General features: G+C 61.5%; 17 protein-coding genes and 1 tRNA gene. 12 read left to right on the top strand and 6 right to left on the bottom strand.

Annotated elements, in window-relative coordinates; translation table 11 throughout:
• Nucleotides 1-166 precede the first annotated feature (166 nt).
• From LPW11_RS00090 to LPW11_RS00055, 8 genes are all read left to right on the top strand, one after another.
• Nucleotides 167-2,212, top strand: a complete 2,046-nt coding sequence (locus LPW11_RS00090) for a TonB-dependent receptor plug domain-containing protein (protein ID WP_230996091.1) — start codon at nt 167-169, stop codon at nt 2,210-2,212.
• Between the two features lie 342 nt (nt 2,213-2,554).
• A complete protein-coding gene (locus tag LPW11_RS00085; protein WP_230996090.1) occupies nt 2,555-4,498 on the top strand; it encodes a TonB-dependent receptor plug domain-containing protein in 1,944 nt (647 codons plus the stop codon).
• Between the two features lie 6 nt (nt 4,499-4,504).
• Complete coding sequence (locus tag LPW11_RS00080; protein ID WP_230996089.1) at nt 4,505-7,009, top strand: EAL domain-containing protein; 2,505 nt, start codon at nt 4,505-4,507, stop codon at nt 7,007-7,009.
• Between the two features lie 472 nt (nt 7,010-7,481).
• Nucleotides 7,482-7,703 (top strand): hypothetical protein, encoded by a 222-nt coding sequence (locus tag LPW11_RS00075; RefSeq protein ID WP_230996088.1) that lies wholly within the window; start codon nt 7,482-7,484, stop codon nt 7,701-7,703.
• 26 nt (nt 7,704-7,729) lie between these two features.
• The gene (locus tag LPW11_RS00070; RefSeq protein ID WP_230996087.1) at nt 7,730-11,626 is read left to right on the top strand and encodes a multicopper oxidase domain-containing protein; all 3,897 of its coding nucleotides are present in this window, start codon (nt 7,730-7,732) and stop codon (nt 11,624-11,626) included.
• A gap of 848 nt (nt 11,627-12,474) precedes the next feature.
• Nucleotides 12,475-12,696 carry a hypothetical protein gene (locus LPW11_RS00065; protein ID WP_230996086.1) on the top strand — a complete coding sequence of 74 codons (222 nt, stop codon included), beginning with the start codon at nt 12,475-12,477 and terminating at the stop codon, nt 12,694-12,696.
• 25 nt (nt 12,697-12,721) lie between these two features.
• Nucleotides 12,722-16,597 carry a multicopper oxidase domain-containing protein gene (locus LPW11_RS00060; RefSeq protein WP_230996085.1) on the top strand — a complete coding sequence of 1,292 codons (3,876 nt, stop codon included), beginning with the start codon at nt 12,722-12,724 and terminating at the stop codon, nt 16,595-16,597.
• A gap of 222 nt (nt 16,598-16,819) precedes the next feature.
• Entirely contained in the window at nt 16,820-17,689 is an 870-nt protein-coding gene (locus LPW11_RS00055; protein WP_230998345.1) for a response regulator, read from the top strand.
• Between the two features lie 67 nt (nt 17,690-17,756).
• Here the strand turns inward: LPW11_RS00055 and LPW11_RS00050 are convergent, their stop codons facing one another.
• The 3 genes from LPW11_RS00050 to LPW11_RS00040 all read right to left on the bottom strand — a co-directional run bounded on the left by LPW11_RS00050 (nt 17,757) and on the right by LPW11_RS00040 (nt 19,289).
• Entirely contained in the window at nt 17,757-18,176 is a 420-nt protein-coding gene (locus tag LPW11_RS00050) for a hypothetical protein (protein ID WP_230996084.1), read from the bottom strand.
• A gap of 239 nt (nt 18,177-18,415) precedes the next feature.
• A tRNA-Arg gene (locus LPW11_RS00045) sits at nt 18,416-18,492 on the bottom strand.
• Nucleotides 18,493-18,602: 110 nt separating this feature from the next.
• Nucleotides 18,603-19,289, bottom strand: a complete 687-nt coding sequence (locus tag LPW11_RS00040) for a DUF1573 domain-containing protein (protein WP_230996083.1) — start codon at nt 19,287-19,289, stop codon at nt 18,603-18,605.
• Between the two features lie 126 nt (nt 19,290-19,415).
• Between LPW11_RS00040 and hpt the strand changes: the two genes are divergently transcribed.
• Both hpt and LPW11_RS00030 read left to right on the top strand, forming a co-directional pair.
• On the top strand, nt 19,416-19,979 hold the full coding sequence (gene hpt, locus LPW11_RS00035; RefSeq protein ID WP_230996082.1) for a hypoxanthine phosphoribosyltransferase: 564 nt from the start codon (nt 19,416-19,418) through the stop codon (nt 19,977-19,979).
• Complete coding sequence (locus LPW11_RS00030) at nt 19,976-21,811, top strand: DUF3426 domain-containing protein (RefSeq protein WP_230996081.1); 1,836 nt, start codon at nt 19,976-19,978, stop codon at nt 21,809-21,811. The genes hpt and LPW11_RS00030 overlap by 4 nt, the downstream gene beginning before the upstream one ends.
• A gap of 154 nt (nt 21,812-21,965) precedes the next feature.
• Here the strand turns inward: LPW11_RS00030 and LPW11_RS00025 are convergent, their stop codons facing one another.
• Nucleotides 21,966-22,133 (bottom strand): DUF362 domain-containing protein, encoded by a 168-nt coding sequence (locus tag LPW11_RS00025; protein WP_230996080.1) that lies wholly within the window; start codon nt 22,131-22,133, stop codon nt 21,966-21,968.
• 241 nt (nt 22,134-22,374) lie between these two features.
• Between LPW11_RS00025 and LPW11_RS00020 the strand changes: the two genes are divergently transcribed.
• Nucleotides 22,375-23,640 (top strand): acetate kinase, encoded by a 1,266-nt coding sequence (locus LPW11_RS00020; protein WP_230996079.1) that lies wholly within the window; start codon nt 22,375-22,377, stop codon nt 23,638-23,640.
• A gap of 158 nt (nt 23,641-23,798) precedes the next feature.
• Nucleotides 23,799-24,107, top strand: coding sequence for a hypothetical protein (locus LPW11_RS00015; protein ID WP_230996078.1), 309 nt, complete (start codon nt 23,799-23,801; stop codon nt 24,105-24,107).
• Nucleotides 24,108-24,366: 259 nt separating this feature from the next.
• On the opposite strand, the gene LPW11_RS00010 is transcribed toward LPW11_RS00015, so the two are convergent.
• Nucleotides 24,367-24,564: a hypothetical protein gene (locus LPW11_RS00010; protein ID WP_230996077.1), complete on the bottom strand. Its 198-nt coding sequence runs from the start codon at nt 24,562-24,564 to the stop codon at nt 24,367-24,369.
• 201 nt (nt 24,565-24,765) lie between these two features.
• Nucleotides 24,766-26,208, bottom strand: coding sequence for a hypothetical protein (locus LPW11_RS00005; protein ID WP_230996076.1), 1,443 nt, complete (start codon nt 26,206-26,208; stop codon nt 24,766-24,768).
• Nucleotides 26,209-26,475: the final 267 nt, after the last annotated feature.

Genomic DNA, 26,475 nt, shown 5'->3' with positions numbered 1-26,475 from the left:
CTGCCTTGAGGCAACAGTAACCGCTGGTTCCCCGGCAGATTGAAAAACCTTTCACTCGTTCCGCTGCTGCCATCCTTCCTCTTCTGCCCACCAGCCGCGCCGCGAGCTTATAAACATACCGGGGGTCCCCCCCCAAGCAGATAATCAAGACGAGACGAGCCTTTCCATGAAACAGAACAAAAAGAGAGTTACCCGCACATTCCTCCCCCTTCTTTTCACCCTGCTCGCCTGCGTGGCCCTGCCGTTCGGAGCGCATGCCGCCGATACCGACCAGGGTTCACAGCCGCTCGACCTCACCTCCCTGAAGCTGGAGGACCTCATGGACCTCACGGTGACCTCGGTGGGGAGGAAGGCGCAAAAGATCTATGATTCCGCCGCGGCGGTCTTTGTCATCACACAAGAAGACATCCGCCGCTCCGGCGTCACCAACATTCCGGACGCCCTGCGCATGGTGCCGGGGCTCGAGGTCGCGCGCATCGACGGCAACAAGTGGGCGGTGTCGAGCCGCGGGTTCAACGGCCGCTTCGCCAGCAAGATGCTCGTCCTCATGGACGGGCGATCTGTGTACACCCCTCTCTTTTCGGGTGTGCTGTGGGACTCGCAGGACACCCTCATGGAGGACATCGCCCGCATCGAGGTCGTCCGCGGTCCGGGTGCGACGATGTGGGGGGCGAATGCAGTCAACGGCATCATCAATATCATAACGAAGGAAGCCGAGGATACCGTCGGGGGGCTCGTCACGGCAGGGGGGGGGACACAGGAGCGCGCCTTTGCCAGCGCACGCTACGGGAAGCAGCTCGGGGAGAAGGGTAACTACCGGGTGTACCTGAAGTACTTCGACCGGGAGGGGCTCGAGGACCCGCAGACGGGGCGCGAGGGACACAACGGCTGGCACGCACTGAGAGGGGGGTTCCGCCTCGATGCCGCCCCTGCGGAGAAAGACACCTTTACCCTCCAGGGGGACTACTACGACCAGAGGCTGAACGAGACGTACCTGAACATCCCCGGGTTCGGCGACACCCTGAACTACACTACCCCGGTCTCCGGCGGCAACCTCATCGCGCGGTGGAAAAGGACCTTCTCCGAGAGCGCCGACATGGGGGTGCAGCTCTATTACGACCGGACCGACATGCGCTATGCGGTCGTCGATGCGTCAATCGACACGGTGGACGTGGACTTCCAGAACCGCTTCCGCTTCGGTTCCGAGCACGAAATCCTCTGGGGGGCCGGATACCGCTTCATCCGCGACCGGCTCCGCTTCCCGCTGCAGGACTTCACCCTGAAGGAGCGGGAGCAAAATAACCTCTTCAGCGCCTTCCTGCAGGGGACCTTCATGCTGGTGCCGGAGAGGTTGCACCTCATCGTCGGCTCCAAGTTCGAGCACAACGACTACACGGGGCTCGAGGTGCAGCCAAGCGCGCGACTGCTGTGGACCCCTGCGGAAAAACAGTCCGTATGGCTTTCGGTGTCGCGCGCGGCCAGGACCCCCTCTCTCGGGGAGGACTCCGAGTCCCTCTCCATCGCGGCTCCCCCCACCAGCATCCCCCCTTTCCCTGAACCTGTGCCGACGCACGTGCACATGATCGGCTCCGACACCCTGAAGGCGGAGAAGCTGATCGCCTACGAGCTCGGCTACCGCGTGGAGCCGGTGCCGCGCCTCACCGTTGACACCGCACTCTTTTACAACGTGTACCGGGATCTGATCCTGCTGCGTGCTGATGCGCCGATCTTCTCCTTTGCGCCGGCCCCCGCCCTCACGATACCGGCACAGCTCCAGAGCCGCAGCGCGGCGAAGACCTGGGGGGGGGAGCTCGCGGGAGATCTGAAGGCGCTCCCCTGGTGGCGCCTGCGGCTGGCCTACACCTTTCTGCGAGTCCTGAGCCAGGAAACGGATCCCGCCATCCTCGCGGCGGATCTGAAGAAGGAGAACCCGCAGCACCAGGTCTCTCTGCGCTCAGCGATGGACCTCGGCAAGAACGTCGAGGGGGACCTCTGGCTGCGCTACGTGGACGCACTCCCTGCCTTCGGGATCGCCAGCTACCTGACGCTCGACGCCCGCCTCGACTGGCAGCTCCGCAAGGATCTCCATCTGGTCCTGGTGGGGCAAAACCTCCTCCACGACCGGCAGATGGAGTTCGTGTCGCAGTACATAAGCACGCAGCCGGCGGCGCTCGGGCGCAGTTTCTACGGTAAGTTGCAGTGGGAGTTCTGAAGGTGATCGGGAAAATCGATGAACAGTCCATAGGATCCTCCCCTCCCCCCTTGCGGGGGAGGGCCAGGGTGGGGGGGAAGGTGCCACTAGTTCAGCCTGGCGGCAGCTTCACCCACCCCCTGTCCCCCTCCCGTCAAGGGAGGGGGGACCTTCCTGCCGCTGGCTCCCCGTCATACCCGGATCAGCCAGTTTCAAGGGGGGCGGCCTCCGCGAGATGGAGACGACGATGCAGCGGAAGGCGCGCCCTTTCCCTCTGCTTCATCCTCGTGGCGCTCGTCGCCCTTGTCGGCACGGCACAGGGGGGGCGTATCCGGGGAGGAAGGGGAGGGGGGGCGGGACCTCATGGGGCTCACCCTCGAGGACCTCATGCACGTGCGGGTGACCTCGGTATCGAAGAAGGAGCAGTCGGTGGCGAACTCCGCCGCGGCGATCTTCGTCATCACCAGCGAGGACCTGCGGCGTTCCGGCGCCACCTCCATTCCGGAGGCGCTGCGCATGGTCCCGGGGCTCGAGGTGGCGCGCATAAATTCCAACAGCTGGGCAGTCACCAGCCGCGGCTTCAACGGGCTTTTTGCCAACAAGCTCCTCGTCCTCATCGACGGGCGCAGCGTCTATACCCCGTTCTTTGCCGGGGTTAACTGGGAGATGCAGGACACTCTCCTGGAGGATATCGACCGCATCGAGGTCATCCGCGGCCCGGGCGCCACTATCTGGGGTGCCAACGCGGTAAACGGCGTCATCAACATCATCACCAGGAGCGCCCACGACACCACCGGCACGCTCCTGAGCGCCGGAGGGGGGAACTACGAAAAGGCCTTCGCCGGGGCGCGCTACGGCACGACGCTCGGCGATGACGGTGCCCTGAGGATCTACGCGAAGTACCAGAACCGCGGGGAGAGCGAGGTGAAGGGAAGCGGTGTGGGAGGGGAGGATGCCTGGGAGACGGCGAGGGGAGGGTTCCGCTACGACAGCTCCTTAAACGGCAGAGATACGGTCACGCTGCAGGGGGACCTGCATGGCGGCAGAATCGACGACACCGAGACCCTTATCTCGCTCAACCCCATCGGCTCCACCACGGTGACCCCGGGAATCTCCTTCGTGGGGTCGAACCTTCTCGGGCGCTTCCAGCGGACCTTTTCCGACGCCTCCGATATCTACGCGCAGCTCTATTACGACCATACCGCGCGCTATATGGCGGTGCTGGACGAGAAGCACGACACGATCGACCTGGAACTTCAGCACCGCTTCCCGCTGGGGTCTGCCCAGGAGATCATCTGGGGGGCGGGGTACCGCTTCAACCACGACCGCTTCAGCAACAAGGAAGCAGGGCTGAAGCTTTCGCCGGCAAGCCGCGGCGACAGCCTGTACAGCGTCTTCCTGCAGGACGACATCACGCTCTACCCGGAGCGCCTGCACCTCATCGTGGGGACGAAGCTGGAACACAACGACTACTCCGGTATCGAGGTGCAGCCGAGCGGGCGCATCCTGTGGACGCCGGACGATCGGCACACCGTGTGGGGGGCCGTGTCACGCGCGGTGCGCACCCCTTCGCGGGCGGACACCACGCTGTACAACAATGCGTCGGTCACTCCCGCAACCGGTCCGGGAAGCAGTCCCACCCTCCTTTCGGTGGTCGGCTCCCCCTCCTTTGGCGCGGAGGGTGTGGTGGCCTACGAGGCGGGGTACCGGGCGGAACTCGCACAGACCTTCTCCCTCGACCTCGCCACCTTCTACAACCGGTATCACGACGTGGGGGACCGCGAGAGGGGTTTCATCCCCGCAATGGCGCCGCAGCAGCGCAACCCGTACAACACCATCCTCCTGACGGCGGCAAACGGCACGAGAGTGACGAGCTATGGTGCCGAGCTTTCAGGGGAGTGGCGCCCGGTCCCGCGCTGGAAGGTGAAGGGCGCCTACACCTTCATCAACCTGCAGGCCGAGAGCTCCCATGACCCGCGCGGCGCGGGGAACCTGGAGGATACCGTCCCCGCACAGCAGTTCTCACTCCGCTCCATGACGGACCTCGGACGCGACCTCTCCCTCGACCTCTGGGGGCGCTATGTCGACGGGATAAGCAGGGCGTTGCCCAACTCGCGGGGGGTGGCCATTCCGTCGTATGTGGGGCTCGACGTGCGCCTCTCCTGGCGGGTGCTGCCGGGTGTGGAACTGACTGCTGTGGGGCAAAACCTGGTGGAAGGGGCGCACGAGGAGTTCTCCTCGGAGACGTCGCAGGCGGTGTACCTGATGGGGCGCTCCTTTTACGGAAAGCTCACCTGGGAGTTTTGAGACATCATGAAAATTTTTCACAAGCTTCTTCTCGGTTACTTCGTCGTTGCCCTTCTTACCTGCGTCGTCGGGTATTGCGCGATGCGGACCAGCAGGGACATAAAAGCGCCGTACGACCATGTCACCGGGGATGTCATCCCCCTTACCGGTGCCCTTGAGTCCATGCGCTTCTACGGACTGCGCATCGTCTCCTCCACGGTGGAACTCGCGTACCTGAACAACGTCGCGGCCGCCTCGCAGCACGAAGAGGAAGTCGAGCTCTTGCTTGCGTCAAAGGCGCAGATAAAAGGGATTTTGTTGAGGTGTGAAAAGCTCATGGTGGAGGACGAGCAGGAAAGCCGCCTCTACAATGCGCTGCGGCAGAAAACGGTGCTCCTGCTGGAGGGGAGCTCCGACTTCCTGCAGCAGAACAAAAAACAGTCCTCCGCGGAGGCGTATGTCGAGGGGAAGGAGAGGTTCGAGGCAGCGGAGATGGATTTTCTAGCTGCTGTCGACGCTGCCGTGCAGCACGAAAAGGGGGAGATGGACGGCAGCGGCGCAGAGCTCGCCGATAGGATACGATATGCCATTCTGTTCATGCCTGTGCTCTCGGCGGTCACCTTCCTCCTTGCCCTGGCCTGCGGCGCTGTCATCTCGGCGTCCATCGCCAGAAGGCTGAAGCGCCTGGAGAAGGGGGTGGAGCTTGTCTCGCAGGGTGATCTGTCGGTGCACCTCGATATTGATTCTTCAGACGAGATAGGGACCCTTTCGTCCGCCTTCAACGGTATGGTCCTCGAGCTGCAGCGCTCCAAGGACGACATCGTCACCACCAGCAACTACCTCGACCGCATCATCGCTTCGATGGCGGACGCCCTCTTTGTCCTCTCTGCCGAGGGGGTCATCGTGAGGGTCAATCCCGCCACCTGCCACATGCTGCGTTACAAGAGGGAGGAACTGCTGGGACAGCGGTTTTCAAAGGTTCTCGAGGACGTGTCGCAGTGCGAGACTCTCCTTGAGATATTGAATCGCGACGGCATCATCCGGGAGCTGGAGATATCGTGCCGCACCAGGGAAGGGGAGGGGCTCCCTGTTTCCTTTTCGGCGTCGGTTATGGAAAATACTTCCGCCACCTCCCGTCACCACGTCTGCATCGCGCACGACATCAGTGCCCGGAAGCAGGCGGAGCAGGAGATAGAGCAACTGGCGTACTACGACCCCCTGACCGGGCTGCCGAACCGCCTCCTGTTCAGCGACAGGCTGAGGCAGGGGATGGCCCGCGCCCAGCGGGACAAGACGAAGCTCGCTCTCCTTTTCTTCGACCTCGACCGTTTCAAGGACATAAACGACACCCTCGGCCATGCCTGCGGCGACCTCCTCCTGCAAGGGGTGGCGCAGCGCATGAATTCCTTCGTGCGCCGCAGCGACACCTTCGCCAGGCTCGGCGGGGACGAGTTCGTCCTTTTGTGCAACAACGCCGGCGGGGACGTCAGTGTCGAGACGGTGGCGAAAAAGATCATGGAACTTTTTGAGGTGCCGTTCGAGCTGGAGGGGAACGAGGTGTACGTCACCTCGAGCATCGGGATCGTCTTTTATCCCACCGATGGGACGGACGCGACCTCGCTGCTGCGCAACGCGGATCTTGCCATGTATGCCGCGAAGGAGACAGGGCGCAACGCGTACCAGTTCTTCTCCGACGAGATGAATGAGCAGGCCCAGGAGCGAAAGGCGCTGGAGGACTTGCTGCGCAAGGCGCTTCTCACCGACCAGTTCACCCTCCACTACCAGCCGCAGGTCGACCTCGCCACCGGTCGCATCTATGGCGTAGAGGCACTGCTGCGCTGGTTCACGCCGGAGCGCGGCTACATCCCGCCTGCGGTATTCATTCCCGTCGCCGAGCAGACAGGGATGATGAGGGGAGTCGGGGAGTGGGTGCTGAGGGAAGCGTGCCGGCAAGGGCGCGCCTGGGTGGACGCGGGATATCAGCCGGTGCGCATGGCGGTCAACGTCTCCGGGACTCAGTTCCTGCATCCCTCCTTCCATACCCAGGTGGAGAGCATACTGCGGGAAACGGGGCTGGAGCCCTCTCTGCTGGAGCTGGAGATAACCGAGAGCGTCTTCATGTCCGACCCGCGGGAGACCGCCCTTTCAATGGAGCGGCTGAAGGAGCTCCAGGTGCTGCTGGCGGTGGACGATTTCGGCACCGGTTACTCGTCGCTCAGCTACCTGATGAATTTCCCGCTGGACCGCCTCAAGGTGGACAAGTCCTTCATTACGGCGATTTCGGAGAAGGGTCACTCCAGGGTCATTGTCGATGCCGTCATCGCCATGGGGCACAGCCTGGGGCTGCGCGTACTCGCCGAGGGTGTGGAGACAGCGCAGGAGCTCGCCTACCTGAAAGAGCAGGGGTGCGACGAGGCGCAGGGGTACCTTTTCGCGCATCCGCTGCCGGCACACGATGTGGAGCGTCTCTTTTCGATGACCCAGGCCTGGCAGGAGAATGAAGACGTACCTCCCGCCACCACGTTTGCGTAGGGCGCACCTTGCGCCCTACGTTATGACTTACCTCCGTACCCATCACACCACCGTCACCATCTTTTCTTTCGCCTGCGCTCTCCCCTTTTCCCCTTTTGCCAGGGGTGCGAAAAATCATCCAACGTAGCATATATCTCAAATTCCCCTCCCGCCCCTTCTGCAGCGGCTGTGCAGCTTTTTTTCCTTCCCGATTTCCACAAGGTGCGACACCCTTCACAGAACAATTCCTGGTTCTCAGTCACTGAAGTCGCTGGAAATACAGACAAAGCATCTTCATGTGACTGTTGGCATGTTCCCTGAAATGTATTTCACAAAAATGAATCTTCATAACTAGCAGCGATCGCCCACGGGATACTGTCCTGAACCAGTGGCAGCTTCTTTTATGCAAGAGTGGTCTTTCGATTAACTTCAGCTAATACATCTGCAGGGGAAGCGTCGTTCCAACACTCAAAGAGCGAAGGAGGTAACAACTATGAGACGCGTATTTGTAGTGGCAGCAGCCTGCTTGCTTTCAGCTTCGGTTTGCGCAACTGCAGGCGCCGCTCCGGCGGGGAAAGCGGTGGCAGCGAAGCAGCCCCAAGGTCTGAAGAATGCCAGGAAGGTAATGCAGGCACGTTTTGATCGTGAAAAGAAGATGGCGGAGGTAAGGAAGCAGGCTCTGGCGAAGAAGCACCAGGCCCAGAACGGGAAGTAGGAATCTAATCCCAAAGGAGGAGAGTTATGGACAGGCGAAAATGGACCATGCTGGCTTGGCTCGCGGTTCTGGTCGGCGCCCTTTGCAGCGCGCCGCCTCCAGCCCAGGCGATAGATGAGACGAAGGTTCCCCACTACTTCGGACCGTATCCAAACTGGGCGCTATCCCCGCTGCCGGCCGTCGACGCCACCGGTGCAGTCACCGGCGGCATCAAGAAATTCGTGGATGGACTTCCCGGACTCGGGCCGAACGGCGCGAACAACCTCGGTCAGTACATCCCGGTGGCGCAGCCGGATACCACCACCTACCCGGGATCCGACTACTACGAGATCGGGCTGGTACAGTACCGGGAGCAGATGCACTCCAATCTTCCCGCCACCCTCCTGCGCGGTTATGTGCAGCTCGGCACCTCCGTGGTCCCCGGCAGCGTCCCCCTTTCCAACGCGCGTCTCGACGGCTCCACCACCGACATTGCCGGCTTTACCGGTGTGGACAAGCCGCACTACCTCGGACCGGTCATCGTGGCCACCAAGGACCGCCCGGTGCGCATCCTTTTCCGGAACCTCCTCCCCACCGGCGCGGGGGGGGATCTCTTCCTCCCGGTCGACTCCACCATGATGGGATCGGGGATGGGGCCGATGACGATGCTGGATCCCTCCGACGGCCGCTCCGTCACCGACGAGGTCAGAAATCCCGACTGCACCGGTTTCCCGAAGCCGAAGATGTGCTTCAAGGACAACAGGGCGACCCTGCACCTGCACGGCGGCGTCACCCCGTGGATCAGCGACGGCACCCCGCATCAGTGGACCACCCCGGCGACCGAGGATACGCCCTGGCCTCAGGGTGTGAGCGTGAAAAACGTTCCGGACATGAACAGTCCCGCCCCGCGAGCCGGAGAGATAACTTTCTACTACACAAACCAGCAGAGCGCCCGCCTCATGTTCTACCATGACCATGCCTGGGGGATTACCCGGCTGAACGTCTATGCCGGCGAGGCCGCAGGATACATCATCACCGACTCCACCGAGGCGAAACTGAAGGAAACGGGAGTCATCCCCGGTGATCAGGACACCATCCCGCTCATCATCCAGGATCGCACCTTCGTGCCGACCGACAAGCAGCTCCTTACCGGCGATCCCAAAAACGGCGTCTACGCTCAGGACCCGACCTGGGACAAGAGCCGCTGGGGCGGCTTCGGCAACCTGTGGTACCACCACGTGTACATGCCCGCGCAGAACCCGAACGACCCGAGCGGCATGAGCGCTTACGGGCGCTGGATGTTCGGCCCGTGGTTTTGGCCCCCCGCATCCCCGAAGTTCGGCCCGATCCCGAACCCGCGCTACGGCATGGACCCGGCCACGAACTTCACCACCAAGCTCGCCACTCCGTGCAGCCTGGACGACCCGCTCACCTGGCAGTACCCGGTCGACCCCTTCTGCGAGCCTCCGCTCATCCCCGGTACCCCGAATATTTCGGTGGGGATGGAGCAATTCAACGACACGCCGGTCGTAAACGGCACCGCCTACCCGACCACCACCGTCGACCCGAAGTCCTACCGCCTGCGCATCCTGAACGCGGCGAACGACCGCTTCTTCAACCTGCAGCTGTACCAGGCGGACGCCAGCGGAACGGAGGTGGCGCTGAAGGCTTCGGAACTCGCCGCGGCGCAACTCGATCCGGTCGTATTCCCGACCCCGGACACCACTCTCAGCCCGGCAGGCCCCTCCTGGATCCAGATCGGCAGCGAAGGCGGCTTCCTCCCGGCACCGGCGGTCATCCCGCCGCAGCCGATTACCTGGATCACCGACCCGACCCGCTTCGACGTGGGGAACGTGGACCAGCACTCCCTCGTCCTCGCCCCCGCCGAGCGCGCCGACGTCATCGTCGACTTCTCGCTCTATGCAGGAAAGACGCTGATCCTGTACAACGACGCACCGGCCGCCTACCCGGCGAGGGTGGCGAGCTACGACTACTACACCGGGTCCCCCGACCTCTCCCCCGTCGGCGCCCCCGGCGTTCTCCCCGGGTACGGGCCGAACACCAGAACGATCATGCAGATCAAGGTGCGGGACATCGCTCCGTCGGCACCGTTTGATCTCACAGCGCTCAATAACGCCTTTGCCCATCACAGCGACGGCTCCGGCGTCTTCGAATCGGGGCAGCACCCGATCATAGTCGGGCAGTCTGCCTACAACACCGCCTACGGCACCAAATTCGTCACCGGCAGCTGGTGCAACGCCCCCGGCACCAATGTGGAGACGTGCGACGGTCTTGCCCGCATCTTCGACCAGGGCGGGTCCCTCTTCGGCTTCAACACCCTCGCCTCGCCGACGAAGAAGCTGCAGATTCCCCTCGAGCCGAAGGCGCTGCACGACGAGATGAACGCCGTCGCCTTCGACGAATTCGGCAGGATGACCGCCAACATAGGGGTGGAGGCCGTTCCCGCCGCCCCCGGCGTGCAGAACGTGATCCTCTACCCGTACGTGAACCCGCCAACAGAGCTCATCGACGGCACGAACCTCCCGAAGGGGGACGTCAGCGTAACGCCGATCGCCACCGCGGACGGAACGCAGATCTGGAAGATCACCCACAACGGCGTGGACACCCATCCGATCCACTTCCACCTCTACGACGTGCAGGTGCTGAACAGGGTTACCTGGGACAATATCATCATCGCACCGGACGCAAACGAGCTCGGCTGGAAAGACACCGTCCGCATCAGCCCGCTGGAGGACACGATCGTCGCCTTGCGCCCGATCATCCCGACGCTGCCGTTTGATCTGCCCAACAGCATCCGGCCGCTCTCCCCGATGATGCCGGTCGGCGCGACCGCAGGGTTCGAAAATACCGACACCGCCGGGAACCCGACGGACCCCCTGATCAACCAGCTGGTGAACTTCGGGTGGGAATACGTCTACCATTGCCACATCCTGAGCCACGAGGAGATGGACATGATGCGCCCCGTCTCCCTGGCACTGCCGCCGAAGCCCGCTGACGGACTCTCCTTCTCCATCAGCGGAAACGGCAACAGGGCGAGGACCGTCCTTAGCTGGAACGACAACTCTATCAGCGAGACCGGATTCCTGGTCCAAAAGACGATCAACGGCACGACCTGGACGAACGTGGGAACGAGCCCCTCGCCGCTCGACCAGCTAAACACCACCGGCACGAGGACCCTCACCGACAACACCGCTTCCTACACCCCGAACGTGACCGTGAAGTACCAGGTCGTGGCACAGAACACGGTCGGGTACGGCGGGCAATTCCCGAGCATGACGGTGAGCTCGACTCCCACCACTCTCGTGGTCGGAACGAGTGCTGCCACACCGAGCAACCTGACCGCTGTTCTGCAGGGGGGGCCGCAGGTGAGCCTTACCTTCACCGACAATGCCACGAACGAAGTCGGGTTCATGGTGGAGCGCTCCACCAACGGCGGGGCCTTCACCCAGATCGGCACGGCACCCGCTCGCGCCAACACCGGCACCGTTGCCTTCGTGGACAACACGATCGCGGCCGTCGCCGGGGCAGACACCACCTACAGCTACAGGGTTTTCGCCTACAACGCAGCAGGTCCCTCCGGGGCGGCGGTATCGGGGGGGGTGACAGTCCCGGCTCTTCCGGCGGCTCCGGCTAACCTGAGAGCGGTAAATGGCCCGAACGGTGCCGGCAACAACCGCACCGTGATCCTCTCCTGGCAGGATCTCTCCGGTAACGAAAGCGGCTTCACTGTGCAGCGTGCCACCAACTCGAGCTTCACCAGCGGGGTTAGCAGCACGAACGTCGCCGCCAACACGACCACCCTCACCCAGACGGGGCTTGCCCGCAACACCCAGTACTGGTACCGGATCCGCTCCAACAACGGCGCATTCGTCTCCTCCGGCTGGGTCAGCGCGACTCCGCTGCCGATCAGGACAAACCCGTAGTCTCACCGATCTGCGGGGAGGTGATGGTCACCTCCCCGCGCTGAACACGCTGTACGAAAGGGCCCGCACGGGCCCTTTCCTTTTCTGTGGCTCATTCGAGGATTCCGGGGAAGCCGTACGTCTTTAAGCGAAGCGGCGCAAGAGGCCTCGCGTCCCCCCCTTTGCGAAGGGGGGACAGGGGGGATTTGGCTCTTGTTGGCCTATTACCTCCACAACCGCAGGCGTTTCCAAAAACGAGTCACGGCTGCCATCACCTTTCGGACATTCTGAAGGCGCTGGCTGCCACCTCGTTCTTGCCAGCTGAACTGGACAGAAAAAGGCTTGTTGCACGGTAGATGAGGACACAGCAGTTTCTCAGCACATGGCGGCTTCTACTGATGCCCTGTGGCCTGACAAAGGCAAATCCCCCCTGCCCCCCCTTCGCAAAGGGGGGAACGTTAGGCTCCTGCAGCGCTTCGTGGTGCACCCACGCTACTCCCCGAAATTCCCGGATGAACCTTCGCAAAAGGGGGGGACGCGAGGCCTCGTGCGGCCCTTCATTGGAACATACTACGGCTTCCCCGGAATTCTCGGAAGAGCCTTCGCGAAGGGGGACATAGGGGATGACTTGGTCAGCCTAGGGGCCGCCTTTCGCAGAGTTTGAACAGGAGTGCAGCGCAGCATCATCCGCGGCGGCGCCTGCTCTCATGATTTTCGACGGTTATGCGACTTTAATGTTGGCACCCATTGTGAAACCCTCTCCTCCAGCCGGTGCAGTAGCACGCCGTCGAGTACAAGAGCGGCAGAAGGAGGTGATGTAGGGACGTGCCCGGTATGTTGAGGATTCCACCACAAAGGAGGTGACAGGTATGAAGAGACTCGTAGCGGTGGCGGTAGGGGGCATGCTGGCCATCTCCATGGTAGCCTCGGTGGGCGCCGCTCCGGCGGCCAGGACCGAGCGCCCGAAACAGCAGCAGGGGATAGTCAACGCGAAGAAGGTGATGAAGCACAGACTGGAGCGCGAGAAGAAGATGCACGAGGTAAGGAAGCAGGGACAGCTGAAGAAGAAACAGGCAGCGATGGCGAAGTAGTCCGGTAACCGGAAAGGAGATCGTTATGAACAGGCGAATAAGCACGATAGCGGTTTTTCTGACCGCTCTGGTCGCCGCCCTAAGTGGTCTCGCCCCTCCTGCGGCTCAGGCGGTCGATGAAGCGAGGATCCCGCACTACTATGGGCCATCCCCCAACTGGGCGCTCAGCCCGCTTCCGGTGAAGACCGCTTTCGGGACGTACACCGGCGGGATCAAGAAGTTCAAGGACACTCTGCCCTTCCTCGGAGAGACGGGCGCGAACAACCTCGGGCAGTTCCTCCCGGTAGCAATCCCCGATACCGAAACCTATCCCGGCTCCGACTACTACGAGATAGCTGTGGTGCAGTATCGGGAGAAGATGCATTCCGATCTCGATCCGACGTTGCTGCGCGGCTATGTGCAGCTCTCGACGGAGAAGGTCCCGGGGGGGAAGGTCCCCCTGAGCAATGCGCTTCTCAACGGCGGCACCGCTCCCATCACCACGTATTCCGGAGTGACCGCTCCCCACTACCTGGGCCCCATAATCCTTGCGACAAAGGACCGGCCGGTGCGGATTCTCTTCCGCAACCTCCTGCCGACCGGCGCGGGTGGCGACCTCTTCCTGCCGGTGGACTCCACACTCATGGGCTCCGGGATGGGGCCGATGGCGATGATGGACCCGGTAAACCAGGGCCTTGTCACCGACGAGGTGCGCAATCCGAAGTGCACCGCGTATCCCAAGTCGGATGGGTGCTTCAAGGACAACCGCGCCACCCTGCATCTGCACGGCGGCATCACGCCGTGGATCAGCGACGGGACGGCGCATCAGTGGATCACCCCGGCAGGGGAGGAGACTCCCTGGCCCAAAGGCGTATCGGTGAGAAACGTTCCGGACATGCCTGATCCCGGTCCCGGCGCCATGACCTTTTTCTACACCAACCAGCAGAGTGCCCGGCTCCTCTTCTACCACGACCACTCCTGGGGGATCACGCGGCTGAACGTGTATGCAGGTGAGGCTGGAGGGTACCTTATCGGGGACAACACCGAGAAGGCGCTGATCGACTCCGCACTCATCCCCGGACTCTCCGACACGATCCCTCTCATCATCCAGGACCGGACCTTCGTGCCGAAGGGGGACCCCGTCACCCGTACAGGTCAGTTGTACGAGCTCGACCCGACCTGGGACGAGAGCCGCTGGGGGCGCTTTGGCAACCTGTGGTACCACCACGTGTACATGCCGGCGCAAAACCCGAACGACCCGGGCGGCATGAGCGCCTACGGGCGGTGGATGTTCGGCCCCTGGTTCTGGCCGCCGGCGAAGCCTCTGTACGGTCCGATCGCCAACCCGCGCTACAACATGGCGCCGCCGGACTTCACCTTGCCGCTGCCCCAGCCATGCAACCTGGACGATCCCTCCACCTGGCAGTACCTCGTCGATCCGTTCTGCGAGCCGCCCCTTATCCCGGGGACTCCAAACATCTCGGTGGGGATGGAGCAGTTCAACGACACCCCGGTCGTGAACGGCACAGCCTACCCGACGACGACTGTCGACCCGAAACCGTACCGGATGCGCATCCTCAATGCCGCCAACGACCGCTTCTTCAACCTGCAGTGGTATGTCGCTGACGGGACCGGTACCGAGGTGGCGCTGAAGGCCGCCGAGGTCGCAGCAGCGCAGCTTGATCCGGTCGTCTTCCCGACTCCGGATACGCTCCTCAGCCCGGTCGGCCCGTCCTGGATCCAGATCGGCAGCGAAGGCGGGTTCCTCCCTGCTCCGGTGGTGGTCGACAACCAGCCGATCACCTGGATCACCGATCCGACCCGCTTCGACGTGGGTAACGTCGACCTGCATGCACTCCTCCTCGCCCCTGCGGAGCGGGCTGACGCCATCGTCGACTTCTCCGCCTTCGGAGGGAAGACCCTCATCCTGTACAACGATGCCCCTGCGGCGTTCCCGGCCCGCGTGGCAAGCTACGACTACTACACAGGCGCTCCCGATCTCTACCCGGTCGGCGCCCCCTCCGTCGTCCCCGGCTTTGGCCCGAACACCCGCACCATAATGCAGGTGAAGGTGCGTGAAGGGCAGGGCCCGGGGTATGACCTTGCGAAGCTGCAGGCAGCATTTGCACACCAGGCCGACGGAAGCGGCGTCTTCGAGTCGGGGCAGCATCCGATCATCGTCGGGCAGGCCGCGTACAATTCGGCCTACGGCACCCACTTCGCCGCCAGCAGCTGGTGCACCGGCGACGGCAACATGGTCCAGAGGTGCGACGGGATGGCCCGCATCTCCGACCAGGGTGGGGATCTTTTCGGCTTCAACACCCTTCTTTCCCCCGACACGAAGTTCCAGATCCGCATCGAGCCGAAGGCGCTCCATGACGAGATGAACGCGGTGGCATTTGACGAATTCGGCAGGATGACCGCCAACATCGGTGTGGAGGCGGTTCCGGCCACCCCGGCAGCGCAAAACGTCATCCTCTATCCGTTCGTGAACCCGCCCACCGAGCTCATCGACGCCACGAACCTCCCGAAGGGGGACCTGAGCGTAACCCCCATCGCCACAGCAGACGGCACCCAGATCTGGAAGATCACCCACAACGGCGTGGACACCCACCCGATCCACTTCCACCTCTACGACGTGCAGGTGCTGAACAGGGTGACCTGGGACAACATCATCATTCCCACTGATCCTGCCGAACTCGGCTGGAAAGACACCGTGCGGGTAAGCCCCTTGGAAGACACCATCGTGGCGCTGAGGCCTGTGATACCGATCCTCCCCTTCGAAATCCCGAACAGCATCCGGCCTCTCAGCCCGATGATGCCTATTGGCGCAACTGCCGGCTTCAGCAACATCGACGTGCAGGGTATTCCCACCCCGGCTATCGTGAACCAGCTGGTCAACTTTGGCTGGGAGTATGTCTACCACTGCCACATCCTGAGCCACGAGGAGATGGACATGATGCGACCCGTCTCGGTGGTGCTGCCACCGAACAAGGCCGACGCCCTCTCCTCCACCGTCACAGGAAATGGCATCAACCGCAGGCTGGTACTGGCGTGGAACGACAACTCCATCAACGAGACGTCATTCCTGGTGCAGAAAACCCTCGACGGCACGACCTGGACCAACGTGGGGACGAGCCCGTCGCCGCTGGACCAGACCAACACCACCGGTCGGCGCACCTTCACCGATCCGAGCGTGTACAACCCGAACGTCGCGGCGAGATACCAGGTCGTTGCCCGGAATGCGGTGGGGTACGGCGGGGCGTTCCCCAGCCTGACAGTTTCCTCCATCTCCGACCAGTTGGTCGTCGGCACCCGGCCTGCCGCCCCCACCAATGCGAACGCGGCGCTGCAGGCAGGTGCGCAGATCACCGTGACCTTCACCGACAATGCAGTGAATGAAGTCGGCTTCGTCATCGAGCGGGCCACAAGCGGCGGCGCCTTCGTCCGGATCGGCACCGCGCCTCCCCGTAACAACACCGGAAGCGTGACCTTCACGGACACCACCATCGTTCTCGCGCCGACCGCTACGAGCTATACCTACAGGGTTGCCGCGACCAATGCCGCCGGTCTCTCCGCCTATGCAGTGGCCGCCCCGGTCGTCGTTCCGGCACAACCGGCAGCCCCTGCGAGCTTTACAGCGGCTAACGGCGCGAACGGCAACGGAAACAACCGCACCGTTATCCTCAACTGGCAGGACCTGTCGGGGAACGAAACCGGCTTCACCGTCCAGCGTGCCACCAACTCGACCTTCACCAGCGGACTCAGCAGCACGAACGTCGGCGCCAACACAACGACCCTCACCCAGACCGGGCTTTCACGCAACACCCAGTACTGGTACAGGATCCGCTCCAACAACGGCGCATTCGTCTCTTCCGCATGGGTCACCGCAACACCGCTGCCGATCAGGACAAACCCGTAGTCTGAAGCTACCTGCCGGGGAGGGAGATCATCCCTCCCCATCTCTTTGCCCACAACCTCCGACTTCCACTGCACAATCGCATTTCCTCCTCACCACACTTCACAGTATCTTCATCCCCCTTCACAGTAGGCCCTCTCTTTATTAATAGCCTTTATCGCGGAACCGTATTATAGTGGCGCCCGCTCAGAGCGTGACACAGAAGGAGAGGGGACGTTGGAAAAGATGGCCACTGGCAACCCGGGCGGTGCGACAGACCGTGCTGCGCTGCCGCGCAAGAGACTGGGGGAGATCTTTGTCGAAAAGGGGCTTCTCACATCGGTAGGTGCGGAAAGGCTCGTCGATCTTTCCAAGAGGATCGGGAAGCGGTTCGGTACCGTGCTGGAAGATCTAGGGCTGGTGACGGGAGAAGAGCTCGCGGAAGCCCTTGCCGTTCAGTACCGCTGCAAGGTGGTGAAGGAGTTCCACCGCCTGCGCTTTGCCCCGGACCTTTTCACCCTCGTGCCGGTGGAGGCCGCGGTGGAGAACACTCTTTTTCCGCTGAAGGTGGAGAGCGGCAAGCTCGCGGTGGCCATCAGCGACCCCACCAACGTGCGGGTCATCAGCAATATAGGGGCCAACAACGGCCTTGTCGTCGTTCCCTTCATCGCCACCAGGCGCGACATTCGTCGTGCCATCAGCTTACACTATCTGGGGAGGCAGGAGCAGACCTCGGAGTTGAAACGGATCCTGGTCGTCGAGGATGACAAGCGGGTGCGGACCTCGCTGGCGACGCTGCTTGGACGGGAAGGGTACGAGGTGGTAACGGCGGAAGACGGTATGGAGGGGTTCAGGGAGCTCGTCGCCTCGACCCCGGACCTCGTGATAACCGGGAAGGATATGCCGAAGATCGGCGGCTACGCCTTCTTTGATGCCGTGAGAAGCATGCCTGAGACGGCGCGCACTCCGGTAATCCTCGTCAGTGCGACGGCGACGGCAGAGGAGGAGGCGGGGGCCTTCGAGAAGGGTTTTTTCGACTTCATGCCAAAGCCGATCAAGGAAGCGACGCTTTGCGTGAAGGTGCGGCGGGCGATAGCGAGCTCCTCCATTGTGTGACAGGCGGGAGCGTTGCTACTGCACTCAGTCTCCCGCCATTCTGGCATCGGCCTCATGCAGGGTCGCATCAGAAGCCTACCTTGACCGTCTGCGGGCACCTTGCCGCGACCCCATCAAATGTTGCTGCCGGTGACTCGGCCAGCCAGCAGGCAAACTGGTTGCAGTCATTCTCCAGGAAGTATTCTTTCCCCACCTCAGGCTGTATTGCCACATGGTCCGGGCGCATCGAAGTAATCTGCGATACGACGATAGCTTTGCCTGCCGGGACCCTGAAAAGGATGTGTTCGCCGCAGGCAAGCCAGTAGAAGTCGGAGTGGTCGATCTGGATCGTCGTCCTGACACCGCAGCCGATGAACCCTGAGGGCCTTGCGATATGAACCGTCGCAAAGCTCTCCCTTTCCACCACCGGAACCTTCCCAACGAGCTTCCCGGCGCCACAGCCGTCCAGCAACGTCATCATCAGTAAAAATGCAAAATTCTTGACCACTCTCACCCCCTGTTGTCCCTCTTTCCTGCCATCTGGGAAGTCCGCTGCAACCAAAGGTATCGGTAGAGGCGGCGTTTTCTTTAATCGAGGAGGGAGCAGGTGCGGGAAGGATCGGAAAAAAAGTGGGGATTGTAGAACGGAGTGGGAGGAAGGGGCGTTGGTGGGGGATGGCGCAAAAAAAAAACTCCGAAATGTGCAAACATTTTCGGAGTATTTAGTGTCCTGACATTGTTGTAAGTTGGTGGGCGAGATGGGATTCGAACCCATGACCCCAGGCTTCGGAGGCCTGTACTCTATCCAACTGAGCTACCCGCCCGTAGAAAGATTCTTTTACACTATTCAGCCACGCAACTCAAGGAGTTTCGCCACTATTTCTGCACCTCTTCAGTCCCTACTGTCATAACGGGCTGATTTGCCGTCGTTCCTCTACTTCGTGGGAGAGGCATAAACCGGCACCGTGATCTCCTTCTTCTGCGGGTTGTCTGTTGTGATATGGACATACCCGCTGAGAACCCGAGCCTCTGTCTGCGGAGTGACGGCGATCTCTACTGTTCCTGACTCCCCGACAGGTATCGTTCCCTTCTTTATGCTCGCCTTGATCTGCGGGGAGGTGGTGTTGACGGACAAAAGCTTAACCGTCTCATTGCCGCGGTTCGTCACGTTCAGCGACACCTCCCGCGTTGCACCGATCTTTATCGCTCCGAGGCTCAGCGTGCGCGGCGATACCTGCAGCGCCTCGACTACCGTTCCGTCCATCACCAGTGTGTAACTCGGGTTCTTTCCGGCGTTCGTGTCGACGACGACACTCTTTTGCATGCGGCCGGAGAAGTTGGTGGAGTCAAAGACTACCTTTATCTCTGCACTCTTCCCCGGCGGGATTTGGGAAGAGGAGGGGGTGGCGGCAGTACAGCCGCAGGATGGCCTCAGCTGCCTGATCTGCAGCGTTGCATCCCCAGTGTTCTTAATGACAAACGTATGTTGTACCTTCTTCCCCTGCGCGATCGAACCGAAGTTGAAGACACCCTGCTCAACGGAGAGTTCGGGCGCGGCGTAGGCGGCTGCTGCAACAAAAAGGCTGCCCAGCAGCCCAAGGAGAGGTATACGGATGTTCATGGCGGACCCCTTAATTATTTGCCTGGATTGGCGTTTTGGGCTATTTATAGCATAACAGTACCATCATGGCCAGAATGATTTGACACTACAAATTGGATCTGCTATAGGATTGCTGGGAGAAAATTCATGGAGCGTAACTACCTGTCAGCCTTGGGAATTAACCTGAAGGTCAGGTTCTCGAAGGAGGAGATTGAGAGGGAAGTCGCCCGGCTCGCCCGTGAGATCAACGAGGCTTACGCAGGTGAGGAGCTCCTGGCTGTGGTGGTCCTAAACGGCGCCTTCATCTTTGCCGCCGACCTTTTACGCGCCGTGCAGGTTCCGCTACAGGTTGATTTCGTTAAACTTTCCAGCTACGTCGGTACCAGTACTAGCGGCCAGGTGCTGGTGAAGAAGGATCTTGAATGCTCCGTGGAGGGGCGCCATGTTCTCGTGGTGGAGGACATCGTCGACACGGGGATCACCCTCAGCTTTCTGCTGGAGATGTTGCGCAGCAGAGGCGCCAAAAGCGTACGCATCTGCACTCTGGTCAACAAGAAGGCGCATCGCGAGCGTCCCATCGTCCCTGAATACGTGGGGATGGAATGCGGCAGCGGCTTTCTGGTCGGCTACGGCCTCGACCTGGACGAGCGGATGCGGGAGCTTTCCGCTATTTATGAAGTAACCGATACTCCTCTTAAAGGGACAGCATGATACTCCAATGTGAACAGTGCAGCACCAGATTCAGGTTAGATGATTCGAAGCTGAAGCCGGGCGGCGTGAAGGTCCGCTGCTCCAAGTGTCGCCACGTCTTTATAGCCGGCGCCGAGCAGCCGCAGGAGGAGACCGATTTCGACGCGATCCTCTCCGGCCTTGGTGCCCCCGCAGCGAAACCTGCCGAACCCGCCCCCGCGCCGCAGGAGCCCGCCCCCCCGGAACTCCCCGTCCCCGAAGAGAAAGAAGAAGGAGATGCGGCAAAGGGCGCAGCGGAGCCCGCCGATTTCGCCTTCGGCCTTCCCCCCGAAAAGGAGGAGGAGCCGGAGGGCGCCGGGCGCTTTGCTGGGGTGAGCGAGTTCAGCTTTGAGCCGGAGCCCGCCGGTGAGCCGTCTGCCACAACCGATTTCGCCCCGTCCGATTTCTCCTTTGATCTCGAGCCGTCCGCAAAAGGGGAGGAACCTCCCCCGACGGAGGAGATGGCAGGATTCAACGAGTTCTCCTTCGACGACGAGCCTTCGGCGAAAGAGCTGGAGCCGCCACCTTCGGGCATGGAGGTGGTGGGATTCCAGGAGTTCTCCTTTGAGGAGGAGGTAACTGCACCTGCCCCCCCGGCGCTGGAGGCGGAGAAATCTCCCGCGCGGGAGTTCGACTTCGGCGAGTTTTCCTTGGAGGAAGAGCCCGCTGCAGAGCCCGCCCCGAAGCAGGGTGTGACACCGGTCGGCAGTGATTTCGACTTCGGCGACTTTTCCTTTGATGCGGAGGAAGAGGGAGAGAAGCCGGTGCCTGAGTTCGACCTCAGTGACTTCACCTTTGAAGGGGATGCTGACCAGGCGGCCCGTGAGCTCGCACAGAGCGGCTACGAGGAGCCGGAGACAGGGGGCTTCGCCTTCTCCGGCGAGAACGCCGCGCCCGCCCCCCCCGGAGTTGACGAATTCGCCTTTGCAGAGGAAAAGGAGGAGGCGGCTCCGGAACTGAAGAATGCCGCGGAGGAATCCGCTTTCTCGTTCAATGATGACCTCCTCGGCGGTGCCCCCGCTCCAGCTCCCGTCGTTCCCGCTCCGGCCGCTACCCCTGCCGCACCGCGGCATGATGAGGAGGCCGTAGCGAGCACGCACCCTTCAGCTGAAGAGGAGAGTGCGTCCGACGCGGCGGGTGGTCCGGGAATACCGCTGTCGAGCCTCCTCGATTTCGACAAGGTCTTCGGAGATTCCGCGACCGCTCCTCACGGTGCGGCTGCCGATGAGGAACTCCCCCCCTTGGGGATCCCCTCCCGTCGCAGGGGGCGTCCCGTCGTTACCACCTCGCTGGCGCTCCTTTCCGTTCTCCTGGTGGCTGCCCTCGCCGGAGGCGGGTACTACCTCATGAAGGGAGGCCCTTCCGCCCTCGACCGCCTCGGCCTCGGGACGGTCGCTCACTGGCTCGGGCTGGAAGGGGCGGAGGAGGGGCGAATTGCCATCGTCAACCCGCTGGCCTCCTTCTACCAGAACAAGGAGGCGGGTGAGCTCTTCGTGGTGAGCGGGGAGGCGGAAAACCAGTTCCGCAAGCCTCGCGCCTCGATCCACGTAAGGGTCTCCATCTTCGACAAGAGCGGAAAGGTGCTGGTACAAAAAACCGCCTACTGCGGAAACCGTCTCTCCGAGCAGCAGCTGACCACCCTTCCGATGGCGAAGCTCGACGCGGCCATGAACAACCAGTTTGGCGACTCCCTCGCGAACCTGGGTGTGAAGCCGGGGGATAAGATTCCCTTCGTCGTGGCGATACCGAATGTGCCGAAGGAGGCTGCCGACTTTGGCGTAGAGGTTATCGGCTCTACCGTCGCCGGGCAGTAACAGTCAATTCAAAAGGAAGAACAGAAAAAGGCCGGCTTTCGCCGGCCTTTTTTGTGGCTCATATTCTCCCAGCGCACTGCGCGCCGGAAATAAAAAAAGGCCGGCGGCGGTAAAACCGCTGCCGGCCATGGCATTGCATACTACGGTAAATCGATTAAGCGTGGATTGCGTTCACCGGGCAGGTGTCAACGCATGCACCACAGTCGATGCAGGTGTCAGCGGAGATTACGCGCTTGCTAGCCTGCTCGCTGATAGCGCTAACCGGGCAAGAATCGTCACATGCGCCGCAGTTGATGCAATCGTCGGTAATGGTATGTGCCAAAGTAACTCACCTCCTTTATGCGTATTTGGGTCAAAATTTTTCAGGAACTTACCACAGCAAAATCAAAATGTCCACCAGAAAGAGGGCCTTAAATCCGCTTCAAGTATACGTTACGCCTCCAGAAAAAAGTTGAACTGTAAACAACTCTGTTGTATATAAAAAGCAGTTTTATTTTTTGACGGAGATCTTTCTCCGTGGTATATCAACGCACCATTTATATTTGCAGGGGGATAGAGAACTGATGGATATACTTGCCCTGAACTGTGGCAGTTCGTCGGTAAAATACCAGTTGTTTGACTGGGAGAAAAAAGAGGTTGTCGCGAAGGGAATGGTGGAGAGAGTAGGGATTGGCGACTCCTTCATCGTGCATGAGGTTCCCGGCAGGGAGAATTACCGCGAGGATTCAGACTGCCCTGATCACCGCTTCGCCGTTGACCTCATACTGCGCACACTCACCAGTCCGGAGCATGGCGTCGTCAAGGACATGAAGCAGATCGCTGCGGTGGGGCACCGCGTCGTTCACGGCGGCGAGCACTTCACCAAGTCGGTCCTCATCGACGACAGCGTCCTTGCTGCCGTAGTGGAGGTGCAGCACCTCGCGCCTCTGCACAATCCACCGAACATCGCCGGTATCGAGGCGGCGAAGCTCGTCCTCCCCGATGTGCCGCAGGTGGCGATCTTCGACACAGCGTTCCATCAGACGATGCCGCAGCACGCCTACCTCTATCCACTCCCCTTCGAGTGGTACGAGAAGCACGGCATCCGCCGCTACGGTTTCCACGGCACCTCGCACCTCTACGTCTCCAAGCGTATCGCCGCGATCCTCGGGAAGCCCGCCTCCGAGTGCAACGTCATCACCATGCACATAGGGAACGGCGTCTCCCACTGCGCCATCAAAAACGGCGTCTCCGTCGACACGAGCATGGGGCTTACCCCGCTGGAAGGCGCCATGATGGGAACGCGCTGCGGCGATATCGACCCGGCCATCCCCGCCTTCATGATGCAGCGTGACGACCTCTCCGCGAAGGAGATCGACAGCATCCTCAACAAGAAAAGTGGCGTCATCGGGATCACCGGCCGCTTCACGGACCGCCGCGACGTCATCGAGAATGCCGACGCCGGGGACCACCTCTGCGAGCTGGCGCTGGAAATGGAGGCCTATCGCCTGAAGAAGTACATCGGCTCCTACCTTGCCGTTGTCGGGAAGCTCGACGCCGTCGTCTTCACCGCCGGGGTAGGTGAGATGGGGGCGCCGATCAGGGCACGCGCGCTGCGCGGGCTGGATCACCTCGGCATCGTCCTCGATGAGGAGCGGAACAAGGGTGCCATGACCAGGAAGCGGGAAAGCCTTATCAGCACGGACGATTCACCGGTCAAGGTGTACGTCATCCCCACCGACGAGGAACTCGTCTTCACCGAGGACGTGGCTGCCATTCTCGCAGGGACCTATACTGATCACATGAACTTCGAGTACAGCTTCTCACGCCCCGATTTCGTAAGGAAATAGAGGCAGGGAAGGGGAGATGAAGAGGCGGCGCGGGAGTTACCCGGCCGCCTTTTTCTTTGTGCCGCGGCAGGGCGCATCGAGTCCCGCCACTACACCGTCAGATGACAAACCTTCACAGGACTTTTTCGCGGGAGGCGGGGGGCGTCGCGGGGCGGGTCATGGCAGTGGCAGACGTCTACGACGCACTGGTGTGCAAACGAGTCTACAAAGGACGCCTCACCCATGCAGAGGCCGTGGAGACGATCGTCGCGGATTCCGGCCGGCACTTCGAACCGGAGGTTGTTGCCGCCTTTCTGGCAGTCAACGAAGAGTTTCTGCACATATCGCAGATGTTTGCGGAGGAGCCGGTTTTCGTGGCTGATGCAGCGGAAGCGGCAGAAGGGAGATCATTCGGGTGCGCATTATCCCGTAGTGGGGTGCTGGGGCGAGCGGCGTTCTGCGTGAAGTACTTTATCGGGTCGCGGTAGGAGCTACGGCCAGATGACGCAAGCCCCGTCTGGTGAGAGGGAGGGGGGCGAGGCTCGCTGACAGCAGAGAATGTCGAGGGTGGTGCGAGGTTCTGCATAAAGGTCTAAAGCCCGCAGGCTCACCGGTAACCCTCGGAGGGTAACCACTTCATCGCTTCGCGGAAAAAAAGGGATAAGCCGACACAGGCCAATCCCTTTTCACCTTTCTGTACCCCTACACCTCCACGGCCGGCGCCTTCAAAGCGGACCCGCTGCAGGTCTAACCTGTCTCGCTTTTCGAAGTACCTCTGTTCTGTATGAAGCTCTCCATTGCCTGCGCCACCTGCGCCGGGTTTTTGGCCGGGAATATGGTCCGGTACCAAGTACAGTAGTAGGGTGTGTAGAAAAATTCTACTGCTGGGGGATCGACAGGGACCTCCGGATCGGCAGAGACGACGCGACTTTTTGCCGGTTTCATGCGAGACCTCCTGCGGGCCTGGGTACTGTCTCTTCGGCCCTCTTTTTTTCCGCTCCTCGTTTCCCTCCCCCCTTCTTCCCGCACGGACAAAGCATCAAAGCCATCTGCTCAAATGGTATCATCTGCCACCAGGCATACCACTGCCACTTCTGGGGTTAGTTGTGACGCTCCCCTTTGGCATGCGAAGGTTCCCTCTCCGCTTCACTCTTCCAGTGCCTCTCTCGCAAGACGCGGCACGTATGCCAGACGTGCTGTAATGTTCCCCGGGTGGCTTACGTATAACGGGCCCCAGGACGGGTTGGAATTGTGCATGACCTTCAGGATGGTTTGCATGCGCTCGAAGATCAGATCCACATCCCCCCCCTTGGCGAGCGCGGCGGTGACGGCGGCCGCGACGACGTGTGCCGCGTAGTACCCGCAAACGTAGCGGGTCGGAACCTGGTTTGCCGTCGTCAAGACGGTCCGCAGCTTCCGCGCGATCGTCTCGTCATGGTTGTACCAGTTCTGGATCTCTCCCAGCGCGTGGTTCTCGAGGGTGCACATCCTGGCGTTCACGACGGTATCGGCGACGATCTGTGCCGAGAGCTTCGCCTCCTCCGGTGTTATCACAGTCCCCTCCAGCCTGATCGTCGTGCGGTCCTTCTCCGTTTCTGCCTCGATGACTTTGGCCCATTCGCCCGCTCCATCGAATTTAAGGAGGCTCGCGGTCGATGCAGCGAGGTAACCCCTCACTATGTCCGCGGGATGAGGATCATCGGCAGGCCCGTCGTTGCGCAGCCCAGGGTGACCACCGTAGGCGGCATTCAGGGCTCGGAAATACCCTATGAGACCTATGCCCGCAGCGGGTCCTATGTTCAGGATCCCCATGATGTCGGAGGCGGTTTCGTCAATCCTCGAAGCCCAGTACGCAGGGAGGCCGTGCCCGATGTTTCGCTTTACCAGGGCAGCATAGACCGCTCCCTTCAACTCGGGCTGCAAACCGTCGTCCGCTCCCAAAATGTCGTGGCCGGCGGTCTCGTGCTCCAGTGCGCTCCAGGCAAGGAGCCCCCGCCTTGCGTTTGCCGGTGGCATGTTCACGATGGCGACCCGCACCCCGAAGGAGGCGGTCGCCTCCACCGGCCAGGTGTACGGTCCCCACTCCGGGTTCCCCCATTTCACCAGGGGAGCGACAACCTCATTGTCTGGCGGCTTCACCCCTTGCCGGTCCTCGGCACTGAGATAGCCGTCATAGGTATCCGCGATGACCTCCTGGAACGCGTCTGTCGCTCTCTCGTTATACCCTTCGCCGTTTTGCAGGATGGCCTGGGCTATATCAAGCATGAGCCCTGCAGCTCCTTCTTTGGAGGGATCCTGGAGGAGCAGTTTGGTAAATCCTCCTTGCCCCAGGCTGTCCAGTGCCGCCTTGAATGGCTTGAATGCAACATCCTGGTAGAGGGGGGGGAGTTTGTCTTTGCACGCGTCCAACCTGCGGCGCAGGTCGTTGTAATCGGTCGGAGCCTCGGGCCCAGCGTCGCCGTCGAGCGCGGCCTTCCTGGCGTCCTCGATGCACATCTCCAGGTTGGAGATGTCCGGTTTCCCTCTGCGCGCTGCTCTTTGCGAAGCGAAATCCTCAGCTGCTACCACCCTCGGTTCATTGCTCTCCATGCAAGACCTCCTTCTGTAAGTAGTGGCCCAAGGCCCGCGCGGGAAGGCTCGCTCTGTGTCAAGTGGTCACAGCTCGGCCTTCCGGACAAGGTTCGTCAAAAGGTCTAAATCAACAATGTGCTGTGTCAATAAGGGAGCGGGTAAGGCCGGGTATTTTCAGCAAAAAGCGCATCCGGCGGGGCGGGAATCCTTACGCACGGATTGGCGGAGAAAGGGGGACTTCCTACTTTTCCTGAGCGCAAAAAAGTAGCCTGTCCCGCAGCCTGG

The sequence above is a fragment of the Geomonas sp. RF6 genome (genome assembly GCF_021044625.1).
GTDB lineage: Bacteria > Desulfobacterota > Desulfuromonadia > Geobacterales > Geobacteraceae > RF6.
This window is presented reverse-complemented; position numbering and strand designations above follow the sequence as displayed.